General features: G+C 59.8%; 17 protein-coding genes and 1 tRNA gene. 11 read left to right on the top strand and 7 right to left on the bottom strand.

Annotated features, from left to right (window positions below; genetic code table 11):
- Window positions 1-170 precede the first annotated feature (170 nt).
- Window positions 171-995, bottom strand: coding sequence for an alpha/beta hydrolase (locus J4G14_10435; GenBank protein ID MCE2458217.1), 825 nt, complete (start codon window positions 993-995; stop codon window positions 171-173).
- Window positions 996-1,126: 131 nt separating this feature from the next.
- Between J4G14_10435 and J4G14_10430 the strand changes: the two genes are divergently transcribed.
- Entirely contained in the window at window positions 1,127-2,314 is a 1,188-nt protein-coding gene (locus J4G14_10430) for an LLM class flavin-dependent oxidoreductase (protein ID MCE2458216.1), read from the top strand.
- A gap of 142 nt (window positions 2,315-2,456) precedes the next feature.
- On the opposite strand, the gene J4G14_10425 is transcribed toward J4G14_10430, so the two are convergent.
- The gene (locus J4G14_10425) at window positions 2,457-4,544 is read right to left on the bottom strand and encodes a S9 family peptidase (GenBank protein ID MCE2458215.1); all 2,088 of its coding nucleotides are present in this window, start codon (window positions 4,542-4,544) and stop codon (window positions 2,457-2,459) included.
- 281 nt (window positions 4,545-4,825) lie between these two features.
- Between J4G14_10425 and J4G14_10420 the strand changes: the two genes are divergently transcribed.
- Both J4G14_10420 and J4G14_10415 read left to right on the top strand, forming a co-directional pair.
- Window positions 4,826-4,911: transfer RNA gene (locus tag J4G14_10420), tRNA-Leu, on the top strand.
- Between the two features lie 110 nt (window positions 4,912-5,021).
- Window positions 5,022-6,176 (top strand): MFS transporter, encoded by a 1,155-nt coding sequence (locus J4G14_10415; GenBank protein ID MCE2458214.1) that lies wholly within the window; start codon window positions 5,022-5,024, stop codon window positions 6,174-6,176.
- A gap of 49 nt (window positions 6,177-6,225) precedes the next feature.
- On the opposite strand, the gene J4G14_10410 is transcribed toward J4G14_10415, so the two are convergent.
- Window positions 6,226-7,500 carry an MFS transporter gene (locus J4G14_10410; protein MCE2458213.1) on the bottom strand — a complete coding sequence of 425 codons (1,275 nt, stop codon included), beginning with the start codon at window positions 7,498-7,500 and terminating at the stop codon, window positions 6,226-6,228.
- 143 nt (window positions 7,501-7,643) lie between these two features.
- On the opposite strand from J4G14_10410, the gene J4G14_10405 reads away from it, so the two are divergent.
- The 3 genes from J4G14_10405 (at window position 7,644) to J4G14_10395 (ending at window position 10,138) form a co-directional block, all read left to right on the top strand.
- Window positions 7,644-8,288, top strand: coding sequence for a histidine phosphatase family protein (locus J4G14_10405; GenBank protein MCE2458212.1), 645 nt, complete (start codon window positions 7,644-7,646; stop codon window positions 8,286-8,288).
- A gap of 185 nt (window positions 8,289-8,473) precedes the next feature.
- Window positions 8,474-8,635: a hypothetical protein gene (locus J4G14_10400; protein ID MCE2458211.1), complete on the top strand. Its 162-nt coding sequence runs from the start codon at window positions 8,474-8,476 to the stop codon at window positions 8,633-8,635.
- A gap of 141 nt (window positions 8,636-8,776) precedes the next feature.
- The gene (locus J4G14_10395; GenBank protein ID MCE2458210.1) at window positions 8,777-10,138 is read left to right on the top strand and encodes an adenylosuccinate lyase family protein; all 1,362 of its coding nucleotides are present in this window, start codon (window positions 8,777-8,779) and stop codon (window positions 10,136-10,138) included.
- 8 nt (window positions 10,139-10,146) lie between these two features.
- Here J4G14_10395 and J4G14_10390 read toward each other — a convergent pair whose 3' ends face one another.
- Together J4G14_10390 and J4G14_10385 are read right to left on the bottom strand one after the other, a co-directional pair.
- Window positions 10,147-11,280 (bottom strand): CoA transferase, encoded by a 1,134-nt coding sequence (locus J4G14_10390; GenBank protein ID MCE2458209.1) that lies wholly within the window; start codon window positions 11,278-11,280, stop codon window positions 10,147-10,149.
- Window positions 11,281-11,282: 2 nt separating this feature from the next.
- Window positions 11,283-12,383, bottom strand: coding sequence for a CoA transferase (locus J4G14_10385; protein MCE2458208.1), 1,101 nt, complete (start codon window positions 12,381-12,383; stop codon window positions 11,283-11,285).
- 91 nt (window positions 12,384-12,474) lie between these two features.
- Here J4G14_10385 and J4G14_10380 point away from each other — a divergent pair, with 91 nt between their 5' ends.
- Complete coding sequence (locus tag J4G14_10380) at window positions 12,475-13,089, top strand: XTP/dITP diphosphatase (protein MCE2458207.1); 615 nt, start codon at window positions 12,475-12,477, stop codon at window positions 13,087-13,089.
- A gap of 20 nt (window positions 13,090-13,109) precedes the next feature.
- Window positions 13,110-14,150 carry a GTP 3',8-cyclase MoaA gene (gene moaA, locus J4G14_10375; GenBank protein ID MCE2458206.1) on the top strand — a complete coding sequence of 347 codons (1,041 nt, stop codon included), beginning with the start codon at window positions 13,110-13,112 and terminating at the stop codon, window positions 14,148-14,150.
- 243 nt (window positions 14,151-14,393) lie between these two features.
- Here the strand turns inward: moaA and J4G14_10370 are convergent, their stop codons facing one another.
- Both J4G14_10370 and J4G14_10365 read right to left on the bottom strand, forming a co-directional pair.
- Window positions 14,394-15,524 carry a hypothetical protein gene (locus tag J4G14_10370; protein ID MCE2458205.1) on the bottom strand — a complete coding sequence of 377 codons (1,131 nt, stop codon included), beginning with the start codon at window positions 15,522-15,524 and terminating at the stop codon, window positions 14,394-14,396.
- Between the two features lie 141 nt (window positions 15,525-15,665).
- Window positions 15,666-17,018 (bottom strand): sigma-70 family RNA polymerase sigma factor, encoded by a 1,353-nt coding sequence (locus tag J4G14_10365; protein MCE2458204.1) that lies wholly within the window; start codon window positions 17,016-17,018, stop codon window positions 15,666-15,668.
- Window positions 17,019-17,308: 290 nt separating this feature from the next.
- Here J4G14_10365 and rsmG point away from each other — a divergent pair, with 290 nt between their 5' ends.
- The 3 genes from rsmG to J4G14_10350 all read left to right on the top strand — a co-directional run.
- Window positions 17,309-18,001, top strand: coding sequence for a 16S rRNA (guanine(527)-N(7))-methyltransferase RsmG (gene rsmG, locus J4G14_10360; GenBank protein MCE2458203.1), 693 nt, complete (start codon window positions 17,309-17,311; stop codon window positions 17,999-18,001).
- Between the two features lie 41 nt (window positions 18,002-18,042).
- Window positions 18,043-19,086 (top strand): flippase-like domain-containing protein, encoded by a 1,044-nt coding sequence (locus J4G14_10355; protein MCE2458202.1) that lies wholly within the window; start codon window positions 18,043-18,045, stop codon window positions 19,084-19,086.
- 91 nt (window positions 19,087-19,177) lie between these two features.
- Window positions 19,178-19,530: hypothetical protein (locus J4G14_10350; protein ID MCE2458201.1), on the top strand; the 353-nt coding region annotated here is incomplete at its 3' end.

The following is a 19,530-nucleotide window of genomic DNA, read 5'->3' as shown; positions in this document are numbered from 1 at the left end:
CGTGTATGCTGCCATGGTCAGGCTGATGCTACGCCGACTGGCCCACCCAGCGTGAAATCACTTCTCAGACACCCTCTTATAACGAACCAAGCCGTCGTGACAATAGATAGGTCAGTACTTGAAAGCGCTGAACAGCTCTATACCTACGGCCCATCATCTCACCTACGCCCTCACCCCAACTCCCGGTGCTTCAGCAGGAAGTCCAGCACGACTTCGTTGAATCGCGTCGGGTTCTCGATGTTGGTGAGGTGACCGGCGTCCTCGATGATCACGAGCTCGGAATCCCGGATCTTCTTGTGCATACCCTCGCTGACCTCAGGCGGAGTCAGCTTGTCATACTCTCCGCAAACTATGAGCGTGGGCACGCCGATCGAAGCTATGTTAAGCGTCTGGGGCTGAAGGCCCGACGCCTCGATCGCCTTGATATAGGACTCCTTGTGGAGAGCCGCCATGCTGTCCACCAGCCGATTGAACGCCTCCTTCGAAGAAGTAGGGCCAATCAGCGTCTCAGCCACGGGCGGAGCCATCTCCGCAGGCGTCTTGCCCTGGAGCAGCGGCTCCTTGCGCAGCCTGACGAACTCGACCCGCGCCTCCCACGACTGGTGAAAGTCCCCGCTTCGCGTGTCGCACAGGGTGAGGGACGAGACGCGATTCGAGTGCATCTCGTAGAAGTCCTGGATGATGCGCCCTCCCATCGACAGTCCAAGCAGGTGAGCCTTCTGCGCTCCGTAATGATCGAGGACGCGCTCCAGATCTCGAGCGAAGTCCTTGAAGTCGAGGTCTCCCCCGTAGTCGTCTGAGAGCCCGTAGCCACGAGCATCCCAGGCGACAGTTGTGAAGTGCCTGGAGAACACCGGCATCTGGTCACGCCAGTTCGTCCGATTCCCACCTATCCCGTGCAGCAGCACCAGCAGCGGCCCCTCTCCCTTGCGGTCTACCGCCAGTCGGATAGGGCCTGGTATGAACTCGGTAGTAGCAGTTGCGGCGGTCAGCATGGACATCTCCCCAAATGTTGGCTGAATGAGTTGGTTTCGATCGTAGCACCCAGGCCGCCACACCTTAAACGCAAAACAGGTTAGACTGTAGGCGAAAACAGAGTACCCACACGGGAGGAGTGAGGAAAGCCATGATTACCAAGTTTGACAGTCTGTACGCTGGTCACGTGGATATGGACAACGTCGGCTACGGCGGCGTAGCGGTCAACGACAGGTTGTTCGGTAACGACCACCTGATCACCGCGTACGACAAGGCGGAGGCGATAGCGAAGACCCTGGACAGGCTGGGATTCGACACGTTCTGGATGGCAGAACACCACTTCCAGCCCGAGGGCTACGAGTGCATCCCGAACCTTCTCATGATGGCCGTCCACCTGGCGCACGTGACCGAGCGCATCAAAATCGGCTGCGGCTTCAACATCGCTCCGATGTGGCACCCGTTGCGTCTCGCCGAGGACTATGCGACGGCGGACGTACTTACCAACGGCCGGACAATCTTCGGCGTCGGGCGCGGCTACCACACCCGCGAGGTCGACACCTTCGACGCTCCTCTGATGGACCAGGAGGCCAACCGCAACCTGTTCGAGGAGCAGGTGGACATCATCTTCCAGTCGTTCAACGAGGAGTCGTTCTCACACAAGGGCGAGTACTACACCATCCCGCCTGAGGTGCCCTACCGAGGCTACACGCTGAAAAAGATCACACTGGTCCCGCGCCCGGTGAGGCTTCCCGTAGAGTGCTGGCAGCCCATCCAGAGCGCGACACAACGCGGACTCGACTTCATGGCCAAGCACGGGATCAAGGGCATGATTGGCGGCGGCGTTGCCGAGGGCGGCGCGATGCACCGCGTTATCGAAGCATACCGTGATGCTAACGCCCGCGCCGGGCGCGACCTCGAACTTGGCGAAAACCTGTCGATCGGCTTCCACTTCTACATCGCCAACACACAGGAAGAAGCCATCCAGGCTGCTGCCGGGTACTATGAAGAGAACCTCAAGATGTTCGGCCCCCTCCGGCTGGTCCGTTCACTCAGCGATGAGCAGATCGACGCGATGTCAGACCCCAAGCGAGCACCGACTTTCGACCTGCCCCGCATCGAGGAGGCAGTGAAAGGCGGCGGCTTCCTGGCCGGCCCGCCCGAGCAGATCATCGAGCAGCTCAAGAAGGTGGAAGCAGCCTACCCCGGACTCGAACGCGTCGGAGTGAGCCAACCAGTCGGCACTCCGCAGGCAGTCATCCAGGAACAGCTCGAGATGTTCGCCGAAGAGGTGATGCCCGCCTTCAGCGGCCGAGCAGTAGAGGCCGTCCCGGCGGACTAGAGAGTCACCTGTCAATTAGAAAGAATAGGGGCTGTGTTGCGTCTCAGCGGCCAGCCCCTAGTTATCACAGCATCAGCATGTCCACTCGGTTCAACTTGCCGTTGACCGGGTCCACTTCGAAGCCCCCGCGCTTACTTCACTACTACTCCACCAGCCTCATGCTGGTCAGGATGAACGCGTACTCCTCGGCGTCTTCGTACATCTGCTCGTAGCGACCTGATCTACCACCGTGGCCCGCGCCCATGTTGGTCTTTAGCAGCAGCGGGTTGTCGTCGGTCTTGAGCGTGCGGAGTTTCGCCACGAACTTGGCCGGCTCCCAGTAGGTCACCCTGGGGTCGTTCAGCCCGGCTGTCACGAGGATCGGCGGGTAGTCGCGAGACTCAAGCTGGTCGTATGGAGAGTACGAGCGGATGTATTCGAACGCGGCCTTGTCCTCAATCGGATTGCCCCACTCCGGCCACTCGATCGGCGTCAGCGGAAGGGTGTCATCCAGGATCGTGTTCAGCACGTCGACGAATGGGACGTGAGCGGCTACAGCGCCCCATAGGTCCGGGGCCAGATTCAGTGCTGCGCCCACTAGCTCCCCACCAGCGCTGCCGCCGGCGATGGTGATTCTTCCCTGGCTGGTGTACCCCTCTTCAATGAGGTGATGTGCGACATCCACGAAGTCGTTGAACGTGTTGGTGCGTCTGTCCAACTTTCCGGCCTCGTACCAGTGGTAGCCGAGATCGTCCCCTCCTCGTATGTGAGCAATGACGACGATGAAGCCGCGGTCCAGGAGCGACAGGTAGGTCGTGGAAAACGATGGTGGGATGGCAATTCCATAGGCGCCGTATCCATATAGATAGAGCGGGGCTGTACCGTCCTCCGGCGTGTCCCTCCGGCGAACGACTGACGCGGGAACCCACTCGCCGTCACGCGCTTCGGCAAAAGTGCGCTCAGTCACATACTTGGAGGCGTCGTATCCGCTTGGTATCTCCCGCACCTTCCGAACTTCAAGCTCCCCGGTATCGCGGTGGTAGTCGTAGACAGTGTCCGGCGTGACCATCGACGAGTATTGCAGCCGCAACTCGTTGGTCTGGAACTCCTCGTTGTTCCCGATGTGGGCACTGTAGGCCGACTCCGGGAAGCGTATGTACGTCGAGTCACCTGCGCGGTCGATCAGGCGTATGTGGTCCAGTCCCTCGATGCGTTCATGAACGGCGATGAAGTCCTGGAACGTCGCGAATCCTCGGATGTAGTGCGTGTCGGAGGCGTAAACGAGTGTCGACCAGGACCTCTCAGTGGGGTCGTCCTCTGGCGCCGTAGCCAGCCGTGTGTTCTTGTGCGTGTCGTTCGTCCGAACGACGAATCGGTCCCCCTGATGGTCTATTGAGTACTCGTGACCGCTCCGACGAGGTGAGACAAGGACCTGTTCACCCCCGAGATCGGAGGAGCGCAGCAGCCTCACTTCAGAGGTAATGTGGTCTCCAGCACCGATGATGACGTACTGCTTGGAGGACGATGGGCCCACACCGATGAAGAAGCCAGGGTCGGTCTCCTCGTATACGACGGCGTCATTCTCGACGGGGTCGCCGAGAACATGAAGCCGCACCTGCCAGGGTCGCCAGTTCTCGTCCACCACCGTATACAGGAACGAAGAGTCATCCGATGCCCAGACTGCATTCCCTGCGGTCTCCTCGATCTGGTCTGGAAGCATCTCTCCGGTTTCAAGGTCTTTGATCACCATAGTGAACCGCTCGGAGCCGTTGATGTCGGTGCTGTAGGCAAGAAGAGAGCCGCTATTGCTCATCGACAAGGAGCCAAGCATGAAGTACTCGGAGTCCTTCGCGAGCTCAGGTTCACTCAGAATCGTTTGCACGTCTGAGGTCGGGGCTTCCCGCGCATTGGCGCCGTCGGCGGGCCAGCGCAGCCAGACGCGGTACTGACTTCCCTCCTCGTAACGCCACTGGTAGTACCAGTCGTCGTCCTTGAACGGCACGCTGGAGCGGTCCGGCTGCTCGCGTCCCTTGATCTCCTCGAAGATTGCCTCGGACAAGCTCTTGTGAGGCGACATCACCGCCTTGAAGTAGTCGTTCTCAGCGGTTAGATACGCCAGTATGTCGGCGTCATCCACCTTCGGGTAGTTGGGATCGCGCAGCCAGTGCCACGGGTCCTCGATGGTAATGCCGTGATGGGTAAAGCTGTGCGGCCGCTTCTCAGCCACAGGCGGTATGGGTCGGTCTTTCATCTGTGACACTCCTAGGCAGGAACGAACGACAGCCGTCCAGGATGTCAGAGCGTAGCACACCGAGACTTTCGGAGAGTAATGGACCGATGCTTATATCCATAACGTGAGGCTGGACAGATCATCCGCGGTTGACATTCACGAGCCCCTGTTGGCAGACTCTCACATTGCTGCCGCGGCGATGTAGAAACGACTACCAATATGCTCCGGGAGTCGAACGAGACCTCGCAGGTCGATTGAATCGACCCCTCGTTGTGCTACATTAGCCGTTAACAGCCCACCGTGCCGAAGTGGCGGAATGGTAGACGCGCTGGTCTCAAAAACCAGTGGGAGCAATCCCGTGTCGGTTCGAGTCCGACCTTCGGCACCACCATCCGGTCTCTCAGGAGATCCCCAGAGGAAATGGCTCTGTCCTCACGCCTATCAAGAAGTTCCGTCTGGGCCGCCTCCTTTCAATACCGCGACTTCAGGTTCCTGTGGATGTCGACTACCGTTCAGTCGGTGGGCATGGGCATGGAGTTCGTCGCTCTTGGCTGGCTGGTTCTCGACCTCACAGGCTCGCCTTTCCTGGTTGGCGTGGCGTCCGCCGCCCGCATGGCCCCGTTCTTCTTTCTTGGCCTGGTCTCAGGAGCCGTCGCCGACCGGGTGGACAGGCGCGTGTTTACACGATGGATCACGCTGGTAGGTGCGTTTATCGCGGCGCTTACCGCGCTCCCGTTGTTTCTGGGTTACCAAAACGTCTGGCCGATAATCGGGCTCACCGTAGTCATGGGGTGTGTATGGGCGTTCACTCTTACGCTCAGACAGGCTTACACCTACGACATAGTTGGTCCCGAGGCCGCGCTCAACGGAATGTCCCTCACGGCGTTGAGTCAGCGAGTAGGCGGAGTGGCGGGCGCTCTCGTAGCCGGCGCCATCATCGAGATCGCCGGCATAGGAGTCCAGTACCTAGCCATCGGACTCAGCTACGCGGCGTCAGCGGTGATCCTGATGTGGACCCGCGAGGCGGGACAGGCAGCGGTAAGGACTCCGCAGTCGGTGTTCCAGAACCTCAAAGGGTACATTGAGATCATCAGCACGAATCGCACTCTGCTGACACTCATGATCCTTGCGGCGATCACAGAGGTATTCGGCTTTACCCACCAGAGCCTGCTGCCGGTGTTCGCAAGGGACGAGCTCGGAGTGGGCTCTGTAGGTCTCGGAATAATGAGCTCCTTCCGCCAGGGTGGGGGGATCATTGGCCTGATTCTCCTCGCGTATCTGAGCAATTTCAGGCACAAGGGGTGGATGATCTTCATCATCGCCGGCACGTTCGGCCTGGGCGAGATGGCATTCAGCCTCGGCGGAGGTTTCATCTACTTCGTTGCGGTGCTTGCGCTGATCAACGCCAGCGCGGCGATAGTAGATACCCTCTACAAGACCCTCATGCAGGAAGTAGTTCCCAACGAGCAGCGAGGGAGGGCCATGGGCTCGTGGGTGCTCAGCATCGGTGTTGCGCCCGCCGGACACATGGGAGTCGGCGCGCTAGCCGGAGCATTCGGTGCAACGCGGGCGCTCCTGATCAATGGAACAGTGCTTCTCGCAGTCAGCATCGTCACTGCACTCGCACTTCCCAAGATCAGACGCCTGCCCTAGGCCCAGCTTAAAGCTGGACACTTATGTCCGTCGCCAAGGCTGTCCTACTCTAACCCGCCGTAGAAAGCTGGTATCGGGCGGAGTACCTCTTCTCCCTGATTGTGAGGCTTACGATTGCGGCGGCGACCAGCAGTAGTCCGCCGGCGCCGAATGGCACGAGGTAGGCGCCGGTGACATCCTTCATTATTCCCGCGAACTGCACCGACAGCGCTCCTCCAACCGAGTGAGCGAGATAGGTGATTCCGCTGAGCGTGCCGATGTGTCTGATTCCGTAGACCTCGGCTGTAAGTGACGTCGTCAGGGGGACGGTGCCGTACCACGAGAACCCGCTGATAATCGCGAACCCGAACAGCCCCCAAAGGCCAGGGACAGTGAGCAACACCAGGAAGCTGACAGCCCTCGTCGCGTACACAGCCGCAAGGACGTACTTGCGGCCAAATCGGTCTCCAAGCATCCCTGCGCCCATGACTCCAATAATGTTCAGGCCGCTCAGCACACCGAACGCCATTGCTCCGGCTGATGGGGAAAATCCCTCCTCAATTGCGTAGGGCACGAAGTGAGTCGAGATCATCGAGGTGGTAACGCCGCAGACGAAGTACCCCCCGGCGATCTGCCAGAACGGGACCGACCAGAGCGCGTTCAGCCAGTAGCCGGATTCGAGCGGGGCCCTTGATGCGCTGCCACTCGAATGACGATAAGTTGCCTCCTCGTCCCCATCGGGCAGCTGTCCGACTTCAGCCGGATCCTCTCTCAGGACCAGAAACGCGACCGGGACAGCCAGCACGAGCACTATGAGTCCAAGTATGAGCCATGTGCTCCGCCATCCAACCAGGGGGATGGTGTAGGCGACGAAAGGCACGAACACCAGTCCGCTGAGGGATCCTCCCGCCGAAACCAGGGAGATGGCGGTCGCGCGTCGACGCTCGAACCACTTCGAGACGAGCGCAACGGCAGTGTTGAACGTGCCCGCGCTGCCCGCCAGCGCGACCAGCACACCGAACACAAACACCAGGTAGACGATATTGCTGGTGAACATCAGCAGGACTGTGGACACTCCGAAGGCGACCAGCCCTACGAGAATCAGCTGGCGTCCGCCGACCCTGTCGAACACCCTGCCGAATACGGGCTGACTGAGCCCACCGACCATCGTTCCAACCGATGCCGCGAGAGAGATCGCCGAGCGACTCCATCCAAACTCCTCGCTCATCGGGATGATGAAAACCCCGAATCCGTTGAACGTGCCGCTTCCAGCCATCGCTATAAACACACACGCCGCTGCGACTATCCAGCCGTAGTAGATGGTGCGCGGTCTGTGATTCTTCACTTCGGAGTCCGTATGCTGCCCATGGCGACTGCAAGTTTACAGCGTTCCTTCATCGAGTGTTACGATAAGGCGTCCGTTGCCGGAATGGGCACTTCACCCCAGACGACCCCATACTCAAAAGACAGGACACGATCGGACTACCCATGAAGCTAAGAATTGTCAGACACGCGGAAAGTACAGGGAACGCCCAGGGCCGTTGGCAGGGAAGAGATGACACCCTGCTAACCGAATTAGGCCGAAAACAGGCAGCTAAACTTCGAGAGAGGTTTACTTCCGAGGGCTATCAACCCTCTCACATCTACTCCAGCCCGCTGTCCAGAACACTCGAGACCGCGCAGATAGCATCGAGCGCGTGGGACATCCCCATTGTCCAGGTGGACGACCTGATGGAGACCGACATCGGCGTATTCGCCGGCAAGACCTGGCAGGACATCGAAGAGCAAATGCCAGAGGTCGCAAGGGAGTTCACAGTCAGCAGGAACCTCGACCTGGTAGACGGAGCCGAGACGTACACCCAACGCTCAGACCGAGCTCAGCGTGTCGTAGATTTGCTTACTGGCGAACACACTGACGATGACAGCGTGCTGGTATTCACGCACGGCGGCATCATTAGCCACATCTTCGCTCAACTCGTGGGCACCGACAGAATGTGGGGGCTGGGTGTCCGCAACACGGCGATGTTCGAGTTCACCATCGCAGTCGAGAGATGGCAACTCGACGGCCTCGACCGCGTAAACTCGGATCTGCGCCGGATCAACCTGTTCAACGACGCATCCCACCTGGACTGATACGACGTGAACCCGCGACTCAGCTCCGGATGTGGTCTTTCCCAAGTTTCTCGTACATTTGGGCCTCTGTTTACCTACTCCAAAAATCAAAAACATGGGTCAAATCTCGCTAGTCCCTCTCACGTACCCGCTGTACGATTTGCTGCACTTCCCTCTCGGGGAAGCAGTTTCATCAGCGGATACGGATGCAGGATTTCAACAACAGCCCCCGAAATCAGGACCACTGGCGGACAGACGAGTCGGACCTCGTAAACACGCTAGCAGGCGCCATGGTGCAGCATCACGTCAACCGCAGGGCCAGGATCAGGAATTTCCTGCGCAGGCTTGTAGGCCGACCAAGCCGCTAACTTAGTTCCAGGCCTCCGGCCCACCGTCGGACCCTCACGAATCCCCCCTTCTCCGCACATCCCTCGAGCGTCAGCTATCATTGACATCGTGCGCGACCGATACCTACACTCCGCTCAATATCACTATCTGGAGACATCGCCATGCAGCAGGAGCCTACAGCCCTCAGAATGCCTGATCCGGGCATCCGTGAACTCTTCTCAGAGAGCCAGCGTTTTCAGTCGTGGCTCGACGTGGAAGCCGCCCTGGCACAGGCACAGGCGGAGTTGGACGTCATCCCTGCGGACGCCGCTGAGGAGATCACCCTCAAGGCCCGAATCGAGCTTCTCGACATGGACGCGATCTACGAGGGTCTTGCAACGACCGGGCACGGCCTCGTGCCGCTGATCTGGGAGCTCGACCGCGTCTGCGACGGCGACGCTGGCGGTCACGTTCACTGGGGTGCGACCACGCAGAACATAACCCAGACTGGAAAGCTGCTGCAGCTTCGCAAGGCTCACCGCATCTATCTCGGCCAGATTGCTCGCATCCTTGAGATGCTGGCAGACCTCGCCGAGCGCACGAGGGACTTCGCTTTGCCCGGCCGCACACACGGACAGCACGCTGTTCCGGCCACGTTCGGACTCAAGGTGGCCGTGTGGATCGACGAACTGATCAGGCACGTTGAGAGACTACAGGGATGCGAGGACAGGGTCTTCGTTGCGATGCTGGGAGGCGGCGCGGGCACGCTCGGGTCGCTCGGTGAGATCGGCATGGACATCCAGGAACTCATGGCGAAGAAGCTGGACATGCGTCCGATGACGATGCCCTCCAGGACCACCGCAGACCACCTCTGCGAGTACGTGGTGCTGCTAGGGATGCTGTCCGCGACGTGCTCCAAGGTCGGACGCGAAGTGTACACGCTCATGAAGCAGGAGTTCGGCGAGCTCGAAGAGCCTGTTCCGCCCGGCACCGTCGGCTCAAGCACCATGCCTCAGAAGCGGAATCCCAAGGTCAGCCAGGACATCGTGGCAGGGGCCGCTCAGGTCAGGGCGCTCGTCCCGCTCGCACTCGAGTCGATGATGACCGAGCATGAGGCCGACCGCACCACCAGCGTCATGATGGACAGGGCGCTCAACCAGTCCGCGATCATCGTCGGAGACATCCTTCAATACATGATCGAGCTGTTCAGCGGCCTACAGGTCTTCCCTGACAGGATGCGCCAGAACCTCGACCTGTCGGGTGGGCTCATCATGTCCGAGGCGCTGATGCTGGAGCTGGGCCGTCGGATTGGACGCCAGCGCGCTCACGACGTGATCTACGATGCCGCGCAGGCATCTGTCGTCGAGGGGCGTTCGTTCACGGACACGCTCTCTGACGAAAGTGACGTCCAGGACAATCTGTCAGCCGACCAGATCGAGAGTCTTCTCGATCCCACGCAATATACCGGGGCTTGTGGACTGCTGGCAGACCGGTTTGCGGCGCAGGCAAGGTCGGTCGCGGCAGACCTCTCGGAAGCCAGCTAACGCCCCAGTCAGTTCAGAGGCAGGCCCTGCGGCTCCGGGATCACGCCGTCGGCTCGCATTGAGTCGATCTCTTCCTGCGTGTATCCCAGTTCGGTTAGTACAGACTCGGTGTCTCCGCCAAACACAGGGGACGTTCCAACACGCGCGGGCGTCTTGCTCAGTCGCTGTGCTGTGCCGGCGTGCTCGACGGCTCCAAACGCCTTGTGCTGCTCGGAGATGATCAGTCCGGCATCTCTCGCGTAGGAGTCCGACCTCACGTCATTCAAGCCCTGATGGGAAGTCGCAGGCACGCCTGCCCCGGACAGCATCTCCATCCAGTCTGACGTTGAGTTGGACGCGAACACCGTCTCCAATCCGCCTGACAACTCGCCCTCTGAAATCCCGCCAAAGGGCTCCAACTGTAGGAGTCGCTTCTGTTCGTCCTCTTTCTCCGCCGATAGCGCAAGCCACCCGTCAGACGTCCGGTACAGGCGAGAGAATGGCCCTCTTCCCTTGGCCTCAGGACCGCTAATCTCGTCCGGCTCGAATCCCTCGTAGTCGATCATGTACTCCGAAGAGAATGTCGAAGCCGTGTACGCCAGAGATGTGTCGACCTTCTGTCCCCTGCCGGTACGCTCCCGCTCCAACAGAGCGAGGATCACACCGTAAGCAGCCATGATGCCGGTGCCGTAGTCGTTGAACGTGTATGGAGGAGGTCCGGGCTCGCCGTCGTCCCCGCCGTTGCGCAGTTGCATTCCGGTCGCGGCCTGCGCGTTCTGGTCGAAACCGGGACGCATCGCCCACGGACCTTCCTGGCCGAATGCGTTGATCGCGGCATAGACGATCCTCGGGTTGCGCTCACTAAGCTGGTCGTAGCCGATCCCCAGGCGCTCAGCCACGCCCTTTCTGAACCCAGTCAGCACCACGTCGGAGGTGTCGGCCAGCTTGTAGAAGGCTTCAAGTCCTGCGTCCTTGGTAATGTTCAGGCAGATGCTGCGCTTGCCCCGGCCAACATCCAGCCAGGGTGTAAGCGCGGGGACACGGTGCTCAGGGTCGACCTTGATTACGTCGGCGCCGTACTCGGACAGCGTCCTCCCGCAGGTTGGCCCCGCGAGAATGATGCACAGGTCCAGGACTCGGATTCCGTCTAAAGCTCCAGGCATAGTCACTTCTCTCTCTTCGCCTCAGCCAGTATGGTCTCGTTGTGCTGTCCAAGTCGCGGCGCTGGAATGCCCACCCCTCCCGGTGTGCCACTCAATCGCACCTGGATTCCCACCTGGCGCATCGGACCGAATTCATGGTCTTCGACATCCAACACCGCGCCGGATGCTATGGCATGGTCTGTCTCCATCCACTCGCGTAGAGTGCGGCACATCGTCAGAGGCACGCCGGCCTCCGCCATCAGAGATTCCCACTCAAGTGCCGGTCGCGCCAGCCACGGTTCCTGTAACCGTGCCGCCCACTCCTCAATCTCTTCCAGGTTATCGTAGAGACGGGAGTCCGTCAGAGGCCCGAACCACTCAGGATGTCCCAGGACGTCCAGTACCGGCCTCAGCGAGCGCTCGTACATCGCGTTGAGGTTGATCCAGCGTCCATCACCGCAGCGATAGAATCGCGCAATCGCCGGCGATGTGGCCCGCGGACCGGGCTCGACGTCGGGCCTGCTCACGACCGCCGATCCCATGGCAGTGAACATGGCGTCGTACAGGGGCACCGTCACGGCCTGACCCTCGCCGGTACGCTCCCGGTGATACAGTGCGGCCGCAAGCGCGGGTGCGGCAACCATGGCCGCAAAGATGCTCGCGTACGGAAGCGCTAGAAAGCTCACGCCCTCGGAGGCGTCCTTGCTCCTGTCGGTGTACACGCCGGTGGCAGCCGAAATCAGGAGTTCCGTCCCCGGTGTCCCCGCGTGGGGATGGCCTTCGCCAAATCCCGGCAACGACAGACGGACGATGTCGGAGCGCATGTCGCGTGCGGAATCACCGTCGATCCCGTACGGGCTCTGACCCGAGTGAGACCCCTCTACGACTGCGTCGGCTCCGGCCACAAGGCTACTCATAAGCTCGCAATCGTCGTTAGCCGCGACCACAGATTTCTTACCCCGGTTCCATACTGAGAACACCGGTGTGCCCCTGAGAGGGTCCCCATCTGGAGACTCCACCTTCACCACATCCGCTCCCTGGTCAGCCAGCAGCATACCCAGTACCGCCACTGCCGGGTGGTCTCCAAACTCCAGGACTCGATACCCTGAAAGCGCGCCTGCCATTGGTCACCTCCGGCGGTGATTCTAACATCTAAGCTGTTTGCTATACTGCGGCGACTCACACCCCATCGTGACATGGCCTCAGGAGAAGCCTTTGACATCCCGACCGAGACTGCTTGTCGCCACACGCAATCACGGCAAGCTTAGGGAGCTTTCAGACCTGCTCGGCAGCGTGCCGTTCGAACTCGTTTCACTTGCGGACGTGGGTATCGAGATCGACGTCGAAGAGACGGGCCACACGTTTGAGGACAACGCAGTGCTGAAGGCTGAGACCTATCGAGACCTCAGCAGCATGTTGACCCTGGCTGACGACTCCGGTCTGGAAGTCGATGCCCTCGGCGGCGAACCGGGTGTGCGCTCCGCAAGATATGCCGGCCCCAGCGCGACGGACGCCGACCGTATTCAGCTCCTGCTGAAGAACCTGCAGTCCACACCTGAGGCCACATGGGATGCACAGTTCACCTGTGTCATCGCCATCGCCTCTCCAGGCGAGGAGACGCGACTGTTCCCAGGATCATGCAGGGGCAGAATCGTTCGCGAACCCAGGGGCGAACACGGCTTTGGATACGACCCTGTTTTCCTGTTTCCCGACCTCGGTCTCACCATGGCCGAACTAACCCCGGAACAGAAGAACGAAGTCAGCCATCGCGCGCTGGCTGTCAGGAAAGCCGCCAATGCGCTCGCAAGCGGCACCTGCTTGCACGCCTAAAACAGGTATAATGAGTTGAAATGACTACTACACCCCCAGAGGGAACCAACCCACCTGTCCTGGACCGATTCCGAAGGCCCATAAGAGATCTTCGCATCTCCGTAACGGACAGGTGCAACTTCCGATGCCCATACTGCATGCCTGCCGAGATCTACGGCGAGCGTTACCAGTTCCTGCCCAGGGAGTCGCTTCTAACTTTCGAGGAGATTACCCGGCTGACCGGCATTCTCGTCAAACTCGGAGTGACTAAGGTCAGGGTCACCGGCGGTGAGCCCCTGGTGCGGGCGGATGTGGACCAGCTCATAGCCATGCTGGCAGCGCTCCCCGGCGTTGACGATCTGGCGATGACCACCAACGCTTACCTGCTCCCTCAGTTCGCTCAGAAGCTGTGGGACGCTGGCCTGCGCCGCATCACCATCAGCCTGGACTCGCTGGACGATGAAGTGTTCCGTAAGATGAACGGCCGCAACTTCGGCACCGAGCGAGTGCTGGAGGGGATTGCCGCCGCCGATGAGGTTGGCTTCAGCCCGATCAAGATCAACGCAGTCGTCCAGCGTGGTGTAAACGATCACACCATCGTGGATCTCGCGAGGTTTGCCAGGGAACACGGTCACATAGTCCGCTTCATCGAGTACATGGACGTGGGCACCCTGAACGGCTGGAAGATGGACGACGTCGTCCCAGCCGATGAGATCGTGGCCCGGATCAGCGCGGAGATGCCGCTGGAGCCGATGTCTGCCAACTACACCGGTGAAGTGGCGAACCGGTTCAGGTTCGCAGACGGTACTGGCGAAATCGGCGTCATCGCCTCAGTGACCAAGCCGTTCTGCGGTGACTGCACCAGGATGAGGCTCTCCCCGGAGGGTCAGTTCGTGACCTGCCTGTTCGCGACGTCGGGCACCGACCTGCGGACGCCCCTGCGCTCCGATGCCACTGATGAGGAGATCGAGGAGATCGTCCGAGGTGTATGGACCGGCAGGGACGACCGTTACTCTGAGATCAGGACCATGTTCACGGACGAGCCGCGCAAAAAGGTGGAGATGTACCACATAGGCGGCTAAGCTCTCCGCTCGCAGCACACCTCTGAGCTAACCCTTCATTGCGACCTGACTACGGGTCTGAGCAGTCTCTCGTGTACCCACACTGCGGACATCGCAGTTTGCAGTGAATGGCGACCATCTCTGTCCCACAGAGATCGCACCTGATTTCGACACTTATGGACATGGCGCCTCGCCATTGTTGGTGAAAGCAAGATGCCCCGCACTTGACGGGGCATCCTGTTGTTTAGCTGATTTCAGTCGTCTCTACGACTTGATGCGCACCCGGCGCGTCCTGTTCCTGATGGACATCGTGCCACCAATCACTAGCAGTCCGGCGGCCGCAGCAATGGCCATCAGTACCACTGGCGAGACGGTGTCACCACCGACGCCCGGCAGGCCTGGCGCTGTGGGTTGCGGCGGCGGGATCGGCGTAGCCGTGGCTACAGGAGTCGGTGTCGCCAGAACTGGCAGACCGCCTGCCCTGGGACTCCATGCGACTGCCTGCTGGGCATGGCGATAAGCCTGCATGGCTCCGCCTTCATTCCCCTCAAGCGTCGTGTTGCCGTTGGCGTCGAATCCGCTCAATGCGGCGGAGGAAAGACTTACGACTGAGCTACCGCCCGGGCCGACGAAGATCTTCGCCAGAGCGACGTCGTCCTGGTCGAGCGCAGCCTGGGCTGCGTCACGCGCCATCATGGCGTACGTCTTGGCGTTTTCTGCGGTCGTCTGCGCCAGCGCAGCGTGAACCGAGCGACCTGAGCCCTCTTCACCAGTGGCCCCAAAAGCGGCGGCGGCGGCGCTGGCCGCTGCTGCCTGTTCAATCGCTCCGTCAAGACCCTCAGCGGTCATCTCGACATAGCTCATTACATCTTCAAGAGACTCAGCCTCCGCAGCCATGCCGGCGTTCATGGAGGCAGCTTTCAATTGGGTCCTGAGGTCGGCCATAGCCATGACCAAGGCTCGCGCCTGGTCGAGCGTGTCGCCCTCCAGAACGTCGGAGGCCGCACCCTGTCCGGTAGGACCGGAAGGCGAGGATCCTGCATCTTCTTCTGAAATTGCAAAACCACTGTAGGTCGCGATCAGGTTCTCCCCTGTGTAGCCAGCGGAACTGCTATCGAACGTGAGGCTCGCGCTGCCGTCTTCGCCTACGTCAAGCGTGCCGACCCGCAGGAAGGCAGACTGATCATCGTTAGCGAGCCATACGGCGTACTCTTTGCCCTCGTCGGGAGCCGATGCTCCCGCCAAGCTGACTTCAAGGCCGTCGCTCATGCCGGCATCGTCAAGCACTGTCGCAGTGCCCTCTCCAAGTCCGTGTCCATCGGACAGGACTGCGGTTGCGGGTATAGACAGCAGCAGCAAGAGAGCCAAGACTAGTAAGAATTTAGACCTGGGCATACTGAGTGACTCCCCTCCTTCGGATTTGAGGATAATGACTAGGTGATCGTTGGATAAACTCGATCTGTTTCGCACCGTGATACCCTACCATAAGGCGCAAGCCTAGCATAGGGCCTGTTTGACGATCTTTTAAGACAAATTCTAAAGTTCGCCGCTCAGGACACTCACGCCGGTAGGGTCTATGCTGCCCCCTCTGGGTTCGATAGTTATGCCTGCGGCATCGAACTCCCAGAAAGGAGCCACGGGTATAATAACAGTCTGACCGTATCCAGTCGAGTCTACCGTGAACCACCCGGCACTGTGCATCAGGCTGCCTTTGATCAGCCAGACCTGGTACACCATTCCACGCGGGAGAGGGGGTAGATCGACCACCAGGAGGAGGGCCCTGTCAGACGTGCGAGACGCCACCAGCAGGCCGCGAGCCGACTCGCCGGGACCAGTCCCACGTAGCATATTCACGGATGCGCCGGGCGACGAAGACATCAACAAAGCCTCATGGCGAGAGGACAATTCATCGCCCTCGAGGACCGTCGCCGGTTGTTCAGGGGAAATCTCGTTCAGCCTGTCGTAGAACCACACGCCACCAAGGATTAAGGCTATTGCCAGGCCTGCCAACCCCAGCTTGCCAGATTGGACTGACAGACTCCTGAGGACATCTTCAGCGTAAAGGGACCAGCTCTCGACAAGCCGATCGAGTGGGCGGGATGACTCTGCCTCGGACTCAATGAGACCGAAAAGGCGGTCCTTCACATGGGATGGCGCTGTTGTCTGGGGAACTGAGTGGGCAAGTCTGGCCAGTGTCTCGCCATCGCCCTCGAGTAGAAGGCCGCAGGATGCGCAGGATTCAACGTGTGTCTCAACGCGGGACGCCTGAGATTCGTCGAGCTCTCCTAGCAGGTAAGACCGGAATAACTGCTCGGCTGACTCTCGGATCTGCGGTTCCAGGACATCTCTGAGCTTCTTTATCGCCAGCCGCATCCTGGTCTTGACAGTACCAAGTGGCTGATCGAGATGTTTTGATATCTCCGAATGAGTCAGCCCTCCGAAGTAAGCGAGAACCACAACTTCTCGCTGTTCTGGCCTGAGTGTGGTAAGCGCGTCCTTGAGGCGGCTTCCCTCGAACTGGGCCATCGCGTATTCAGTGGGGTCGTCCCCCCGCGATTCGGTTGGCCTGTTGGAGAGGTCCACGCCATGTCGAATCCTATTGTAGTCTCTCTTGCGCTTACGCAGTTCGTCAATTGTACGGTTGTGTGCGATGCTGAAGAGCCAGCTCGTAACGCTCCCGCGAGGAGCCTTGTAGCTGTTCGCCCTCCTCCATATATTGAAGAAGGTGTCCTGCGCCACCTCTTCAGCCGCTCCGGCGTCTCTCAGCATATGCATGGCAAGAGAGTACACCGGGCCCGAGTATTTCGTGTACAGCGCTTCGAGGGCTGCCCGATCTCGCAGGCAGATCCCCTCTATCAGCTGCCGGTCGTCCGCATTTTCGTAATCCATGGCTGACACCATGAGAGCGGGCCCCAGAGTGGCCGCTCACCTTCCATTACGCTTGAGTGAGAGTCCTAGATTGCATTCCTGTCTCAGAACGGTACAGTGTGGAGGCAATTTCCGTCACTTGGCGTGAGCATCTTCCGTCTGTTCTAATTGCCTTGATTTATCCTGTTGGACGGTTCTTACCGTCATACAACGCGTCGATGCCCAATTCGGTTAGCGACCTGGACTCATTGAATACCGATCCGCCTGTTACACGGTTAGATGCCCAAACCCTCCGACGGGGTGCGGCCGATTTGGGTCTGGTTATTGAGCAGTCTCAGGTCTGCATGTTTCAGCGGTACTACCACACCCTGCTGGAATGGAACTCCAGGATGAACCTGACGGCTGTGACCGGCTGGGAGCAGGTGCAGCGCCGACACTTTCTTGACTCGCTGTCACTCTCAACCGTTATAGAGGCCAACAAACTGGAAGTGTGCCGGTTCATCGATGTCGGAAGCGGGGCCGGGCTTCCCGGCATCCCAATGAAGATTGCATTTCCATGCATGACGGGCACGCTGTTGGATGCCACAGGCAAGAAGGTGCAGTTCCTGCGTCATGTGGTCGACACACTGTCGCTGTCAGGCCTGGAAGCGCGTCATGGACGCGCGGAGGAGCTTGCCCGCCTGCCTGAACTGCGCGAGCAGTTCGACCTTGTCGTCTCACGTGCAGTGGCGCCAATGTCCGTACTTGCCGAGCTGACCTTGCCCTTCTGCCGTCCCGGCGGCTTTGTGGCGGTCCACAAGACATCGACCGCGGCTGACGAGATAGAAGAGGCCCGCCACGCCATACATACTCTCGGAGGCGAAGTCAGAGAACCCTTCAAGTTTGACCTGGACGACTCCGAGTCCTCGCGATTGCTGCTTGTAATCGCCAAGGTAGACCTGACCCCTGAAAGATACCCACGGCGTTCGGGCATACCATCCAAGCGTCCGCTCTCCAACCAGTGACGAATTTAAGCCCTTCCAGAGAGGACCGCTAACCAGAAGAGATGCCTCCGCCCAATTCACAGCGTCCCCAGTCGATCAGGCGACGTGTTTTCTCGTGGCCCACGCTGCTCTCCTATGGAGTAGCAATCGCGCTGATCGGACTTCTGGTTGCGAGGTTCGATCTCGAATGGGGCCAGGCATGGCAGAGCATCCGGTCCATCAACCCCTGGCTGTACGGTCTTGCAATCATCGCCTACTACATCAGTTTCGCGTTCAGAGGGGCAAGGTGGCGGATTCTCGCCCGCAACGCCGAATCGCGCCGACCGGAACTGACGAAGCTGCCCTCAACAGCCTCAACGTCCGTGCTTATCATCATCGGCTGGTTCGTCAACTCTGTCGCCTGGCTCCGACTTGGCGACGCATACAGGGCGTACGCCTATTCGGAAGACTCCGGCTCCTCTTTCTCGTGGAGCCTCGGCACCCTTCTCGCAGAGAGACTCCTCGACATGGTCACCGTCGCCGTACTGATCGTTGTGAGCGTGCTGCTGTTTACCGCCACCAGCGGCCTTGCCATCTCCTGGTACATCGTCTTCGCTGCACCGGCCATGACCGTGCTGATCTTACTGGTCGTCGTCGCAATGCGATTCTACGGAACACGGCTTGCCCGGCTCCTTCCGGCGAGGCTCGAAGAGGCTTACGACCGGTTCCACCAGGGAACCCTGGGCAGTCTCGACCTGTTGCCCACAGTGCTGTCACTCGGAGTTATCGGATGGCTGCTCGAGATGGCCAGGCTGTACCTCGTTCTGCAGGCACTGGACATCGACGCAGGACTCGCATTGATTCCCGTCGTCGCCCTCGGACACGCGATCCTGAGCACTGTTCCCACTCCGGGTGGCGTGGGCGCCGTTGAACCCGGAGTTACGGGACTCTTCCTGCTGGAGCTGAGTCGACCCGACGCGGTCGCGGCCACCATAACCGACAGGTCGATTACGTATCTCAGCATCGTGCTAGTCGGCGGTCTTCTATTCCTGGCAAGACAGCTAATGCGCATCAGGAAAAGGAGCAGGGAGAACCATCACGTGCCCTCCGGTTCAGGCAGTACGTGAGCGACCTCACCAAACTGACCTTGACCCGGTTCTGCTAACCTACTATCCTTGGTTAAGAACATACATTCTATTAGCCGAATACCAACACCCCATGAACCTAGCACAGAGAATCCAGGCCAGAACAGACAACGGCGACACCATCATAGACTTCCTCATAGAGGTCATGAATGGCGAACGCGACGACTTCAAGATCTGCCACAGGCTCGACGCCGCCAGACTTCTCAGAAAGTACGGCTGGGACGAGGCGGCCGAATTCATCGTCGACAACCCGACCGAGCCGTCCCACCGCAGCACAGACTCCAACTCCTCAGACGACTCCGAGTTCAACCGTGCCCTCGCAAAGAAGATCCAGGAGTCCACCGACGACGGACGCTCCGTCTGCCGCTTCCTAATCAACGTCATGGACGGAGAGCTTTCGGCATTCAAAGCCCACCACCGAATATC

The sequence above is a fragment of the Dehalococcoidia bacterium genome, from assembly GCA_021295915.1.
GTDB lineage: Bacteria > Chloroflexota > Dehalococcoidia > Lucifugimonadales > UBA1123 > VXRN01.
The sequence above is the reverse complement of the archived record's forward strand: the minus strand, read 5'-3'. Positions and strand labels throughout refer to the sequence as shown.

Excerpts from the sequence above, each read along its gene's own strand:
- J4G14_10435 (MCE2458217.1), bottom strand. The coding sequence starts at position 995 with ATGCTGACCGCCGCAACTGCTACTACCGAGTTCATACCAGGCCCTATC.
- J4G14_10430 (MCE2458216.1), top strand. The coding sequence starts at position 1,127 with ATGATTACCAAGTTTGACAGTCTGTACGCTGGTCACGTGGATATGGAC.
- J4G14_10425 (MCE2458215.1), bottom strand. The coding sequence starts at position 4,544 with ATGAAAGACCGACCCATACCGCCTGTGGCTGAGAAGCGGCCGCACAGC.
- J4G14_10415 (MCE2458214.1), top strand. The coding sequence starts at position 5,022 with ATGTCGACTACCGTTCAGTCGGTGGGCATGGGCATGGAGTTCGTCGCT.
- J4G14_10405 (MCE2458212.1), top strand. The coding sequence starts at position 7,644 with ATGAAGCTAAGAATTGTCAGACACGCGGAAAGTACAGGGAACGCCCAG.
- J4G14_10400 (MCE2458211.1), top strand. The coding sequence starts at position 8,474 with ATGCAGGATTTCAACAACAGCCCCCGAAATCAGGACCACTGGCGGACA.
- J4G14_10395 (MCE2458210.1), top strand. The coding sequence starts at position 8,777 with ATGCAGCAGGAGCCTACAGCCCTCAGAATGCCTGATCCGGGCATCCGT.
- J4G14_10390 (MCE2458209.1), bottom strand. The coding sequence starts at position 11,280 with ATGCCTGGAGCTTTAGACGGAATCCGAGTCCTGGACCTGTGCATCATT.
- J4G14_10385 (MCE2458208.1), bottom strand. The coding sequence starts at position 12,383 with ATGGCAGGCGCGCTTTCAGGGTATCGAGTCCTGGAGTTTGGAGACCAC.
- moaA (MCE2458206.1), top strand. The coding sequence starts at position 13,110 with ATGACTACTACACCCCCAGAGGGAACCAACCCACCTGTCCTGGACCGA.
- J4G14_10370 (MCE2458205.1), bottom strand. The coding sequence starts at position 15,524 with ATGCCCAGGTCTAAATTCTTACTAGTCTTGGCTCTCTTGCTGCTGCTG.
- J4G14_10365 (MCE2458204.1), bottom strand. The coding sequence starts at position 17,018 with ATGGATTACGAAAATGCGGACGACCGGCAGCTGATAGAGGGGATCTGC.
- J4G14_10355 (MCE2458202.1), top strand. The coding sequence starts at position 18,043 with ATGCCTCCGCCCAATTCACAGCGTCCCCAGTCGATCAGGCGACGTGTT.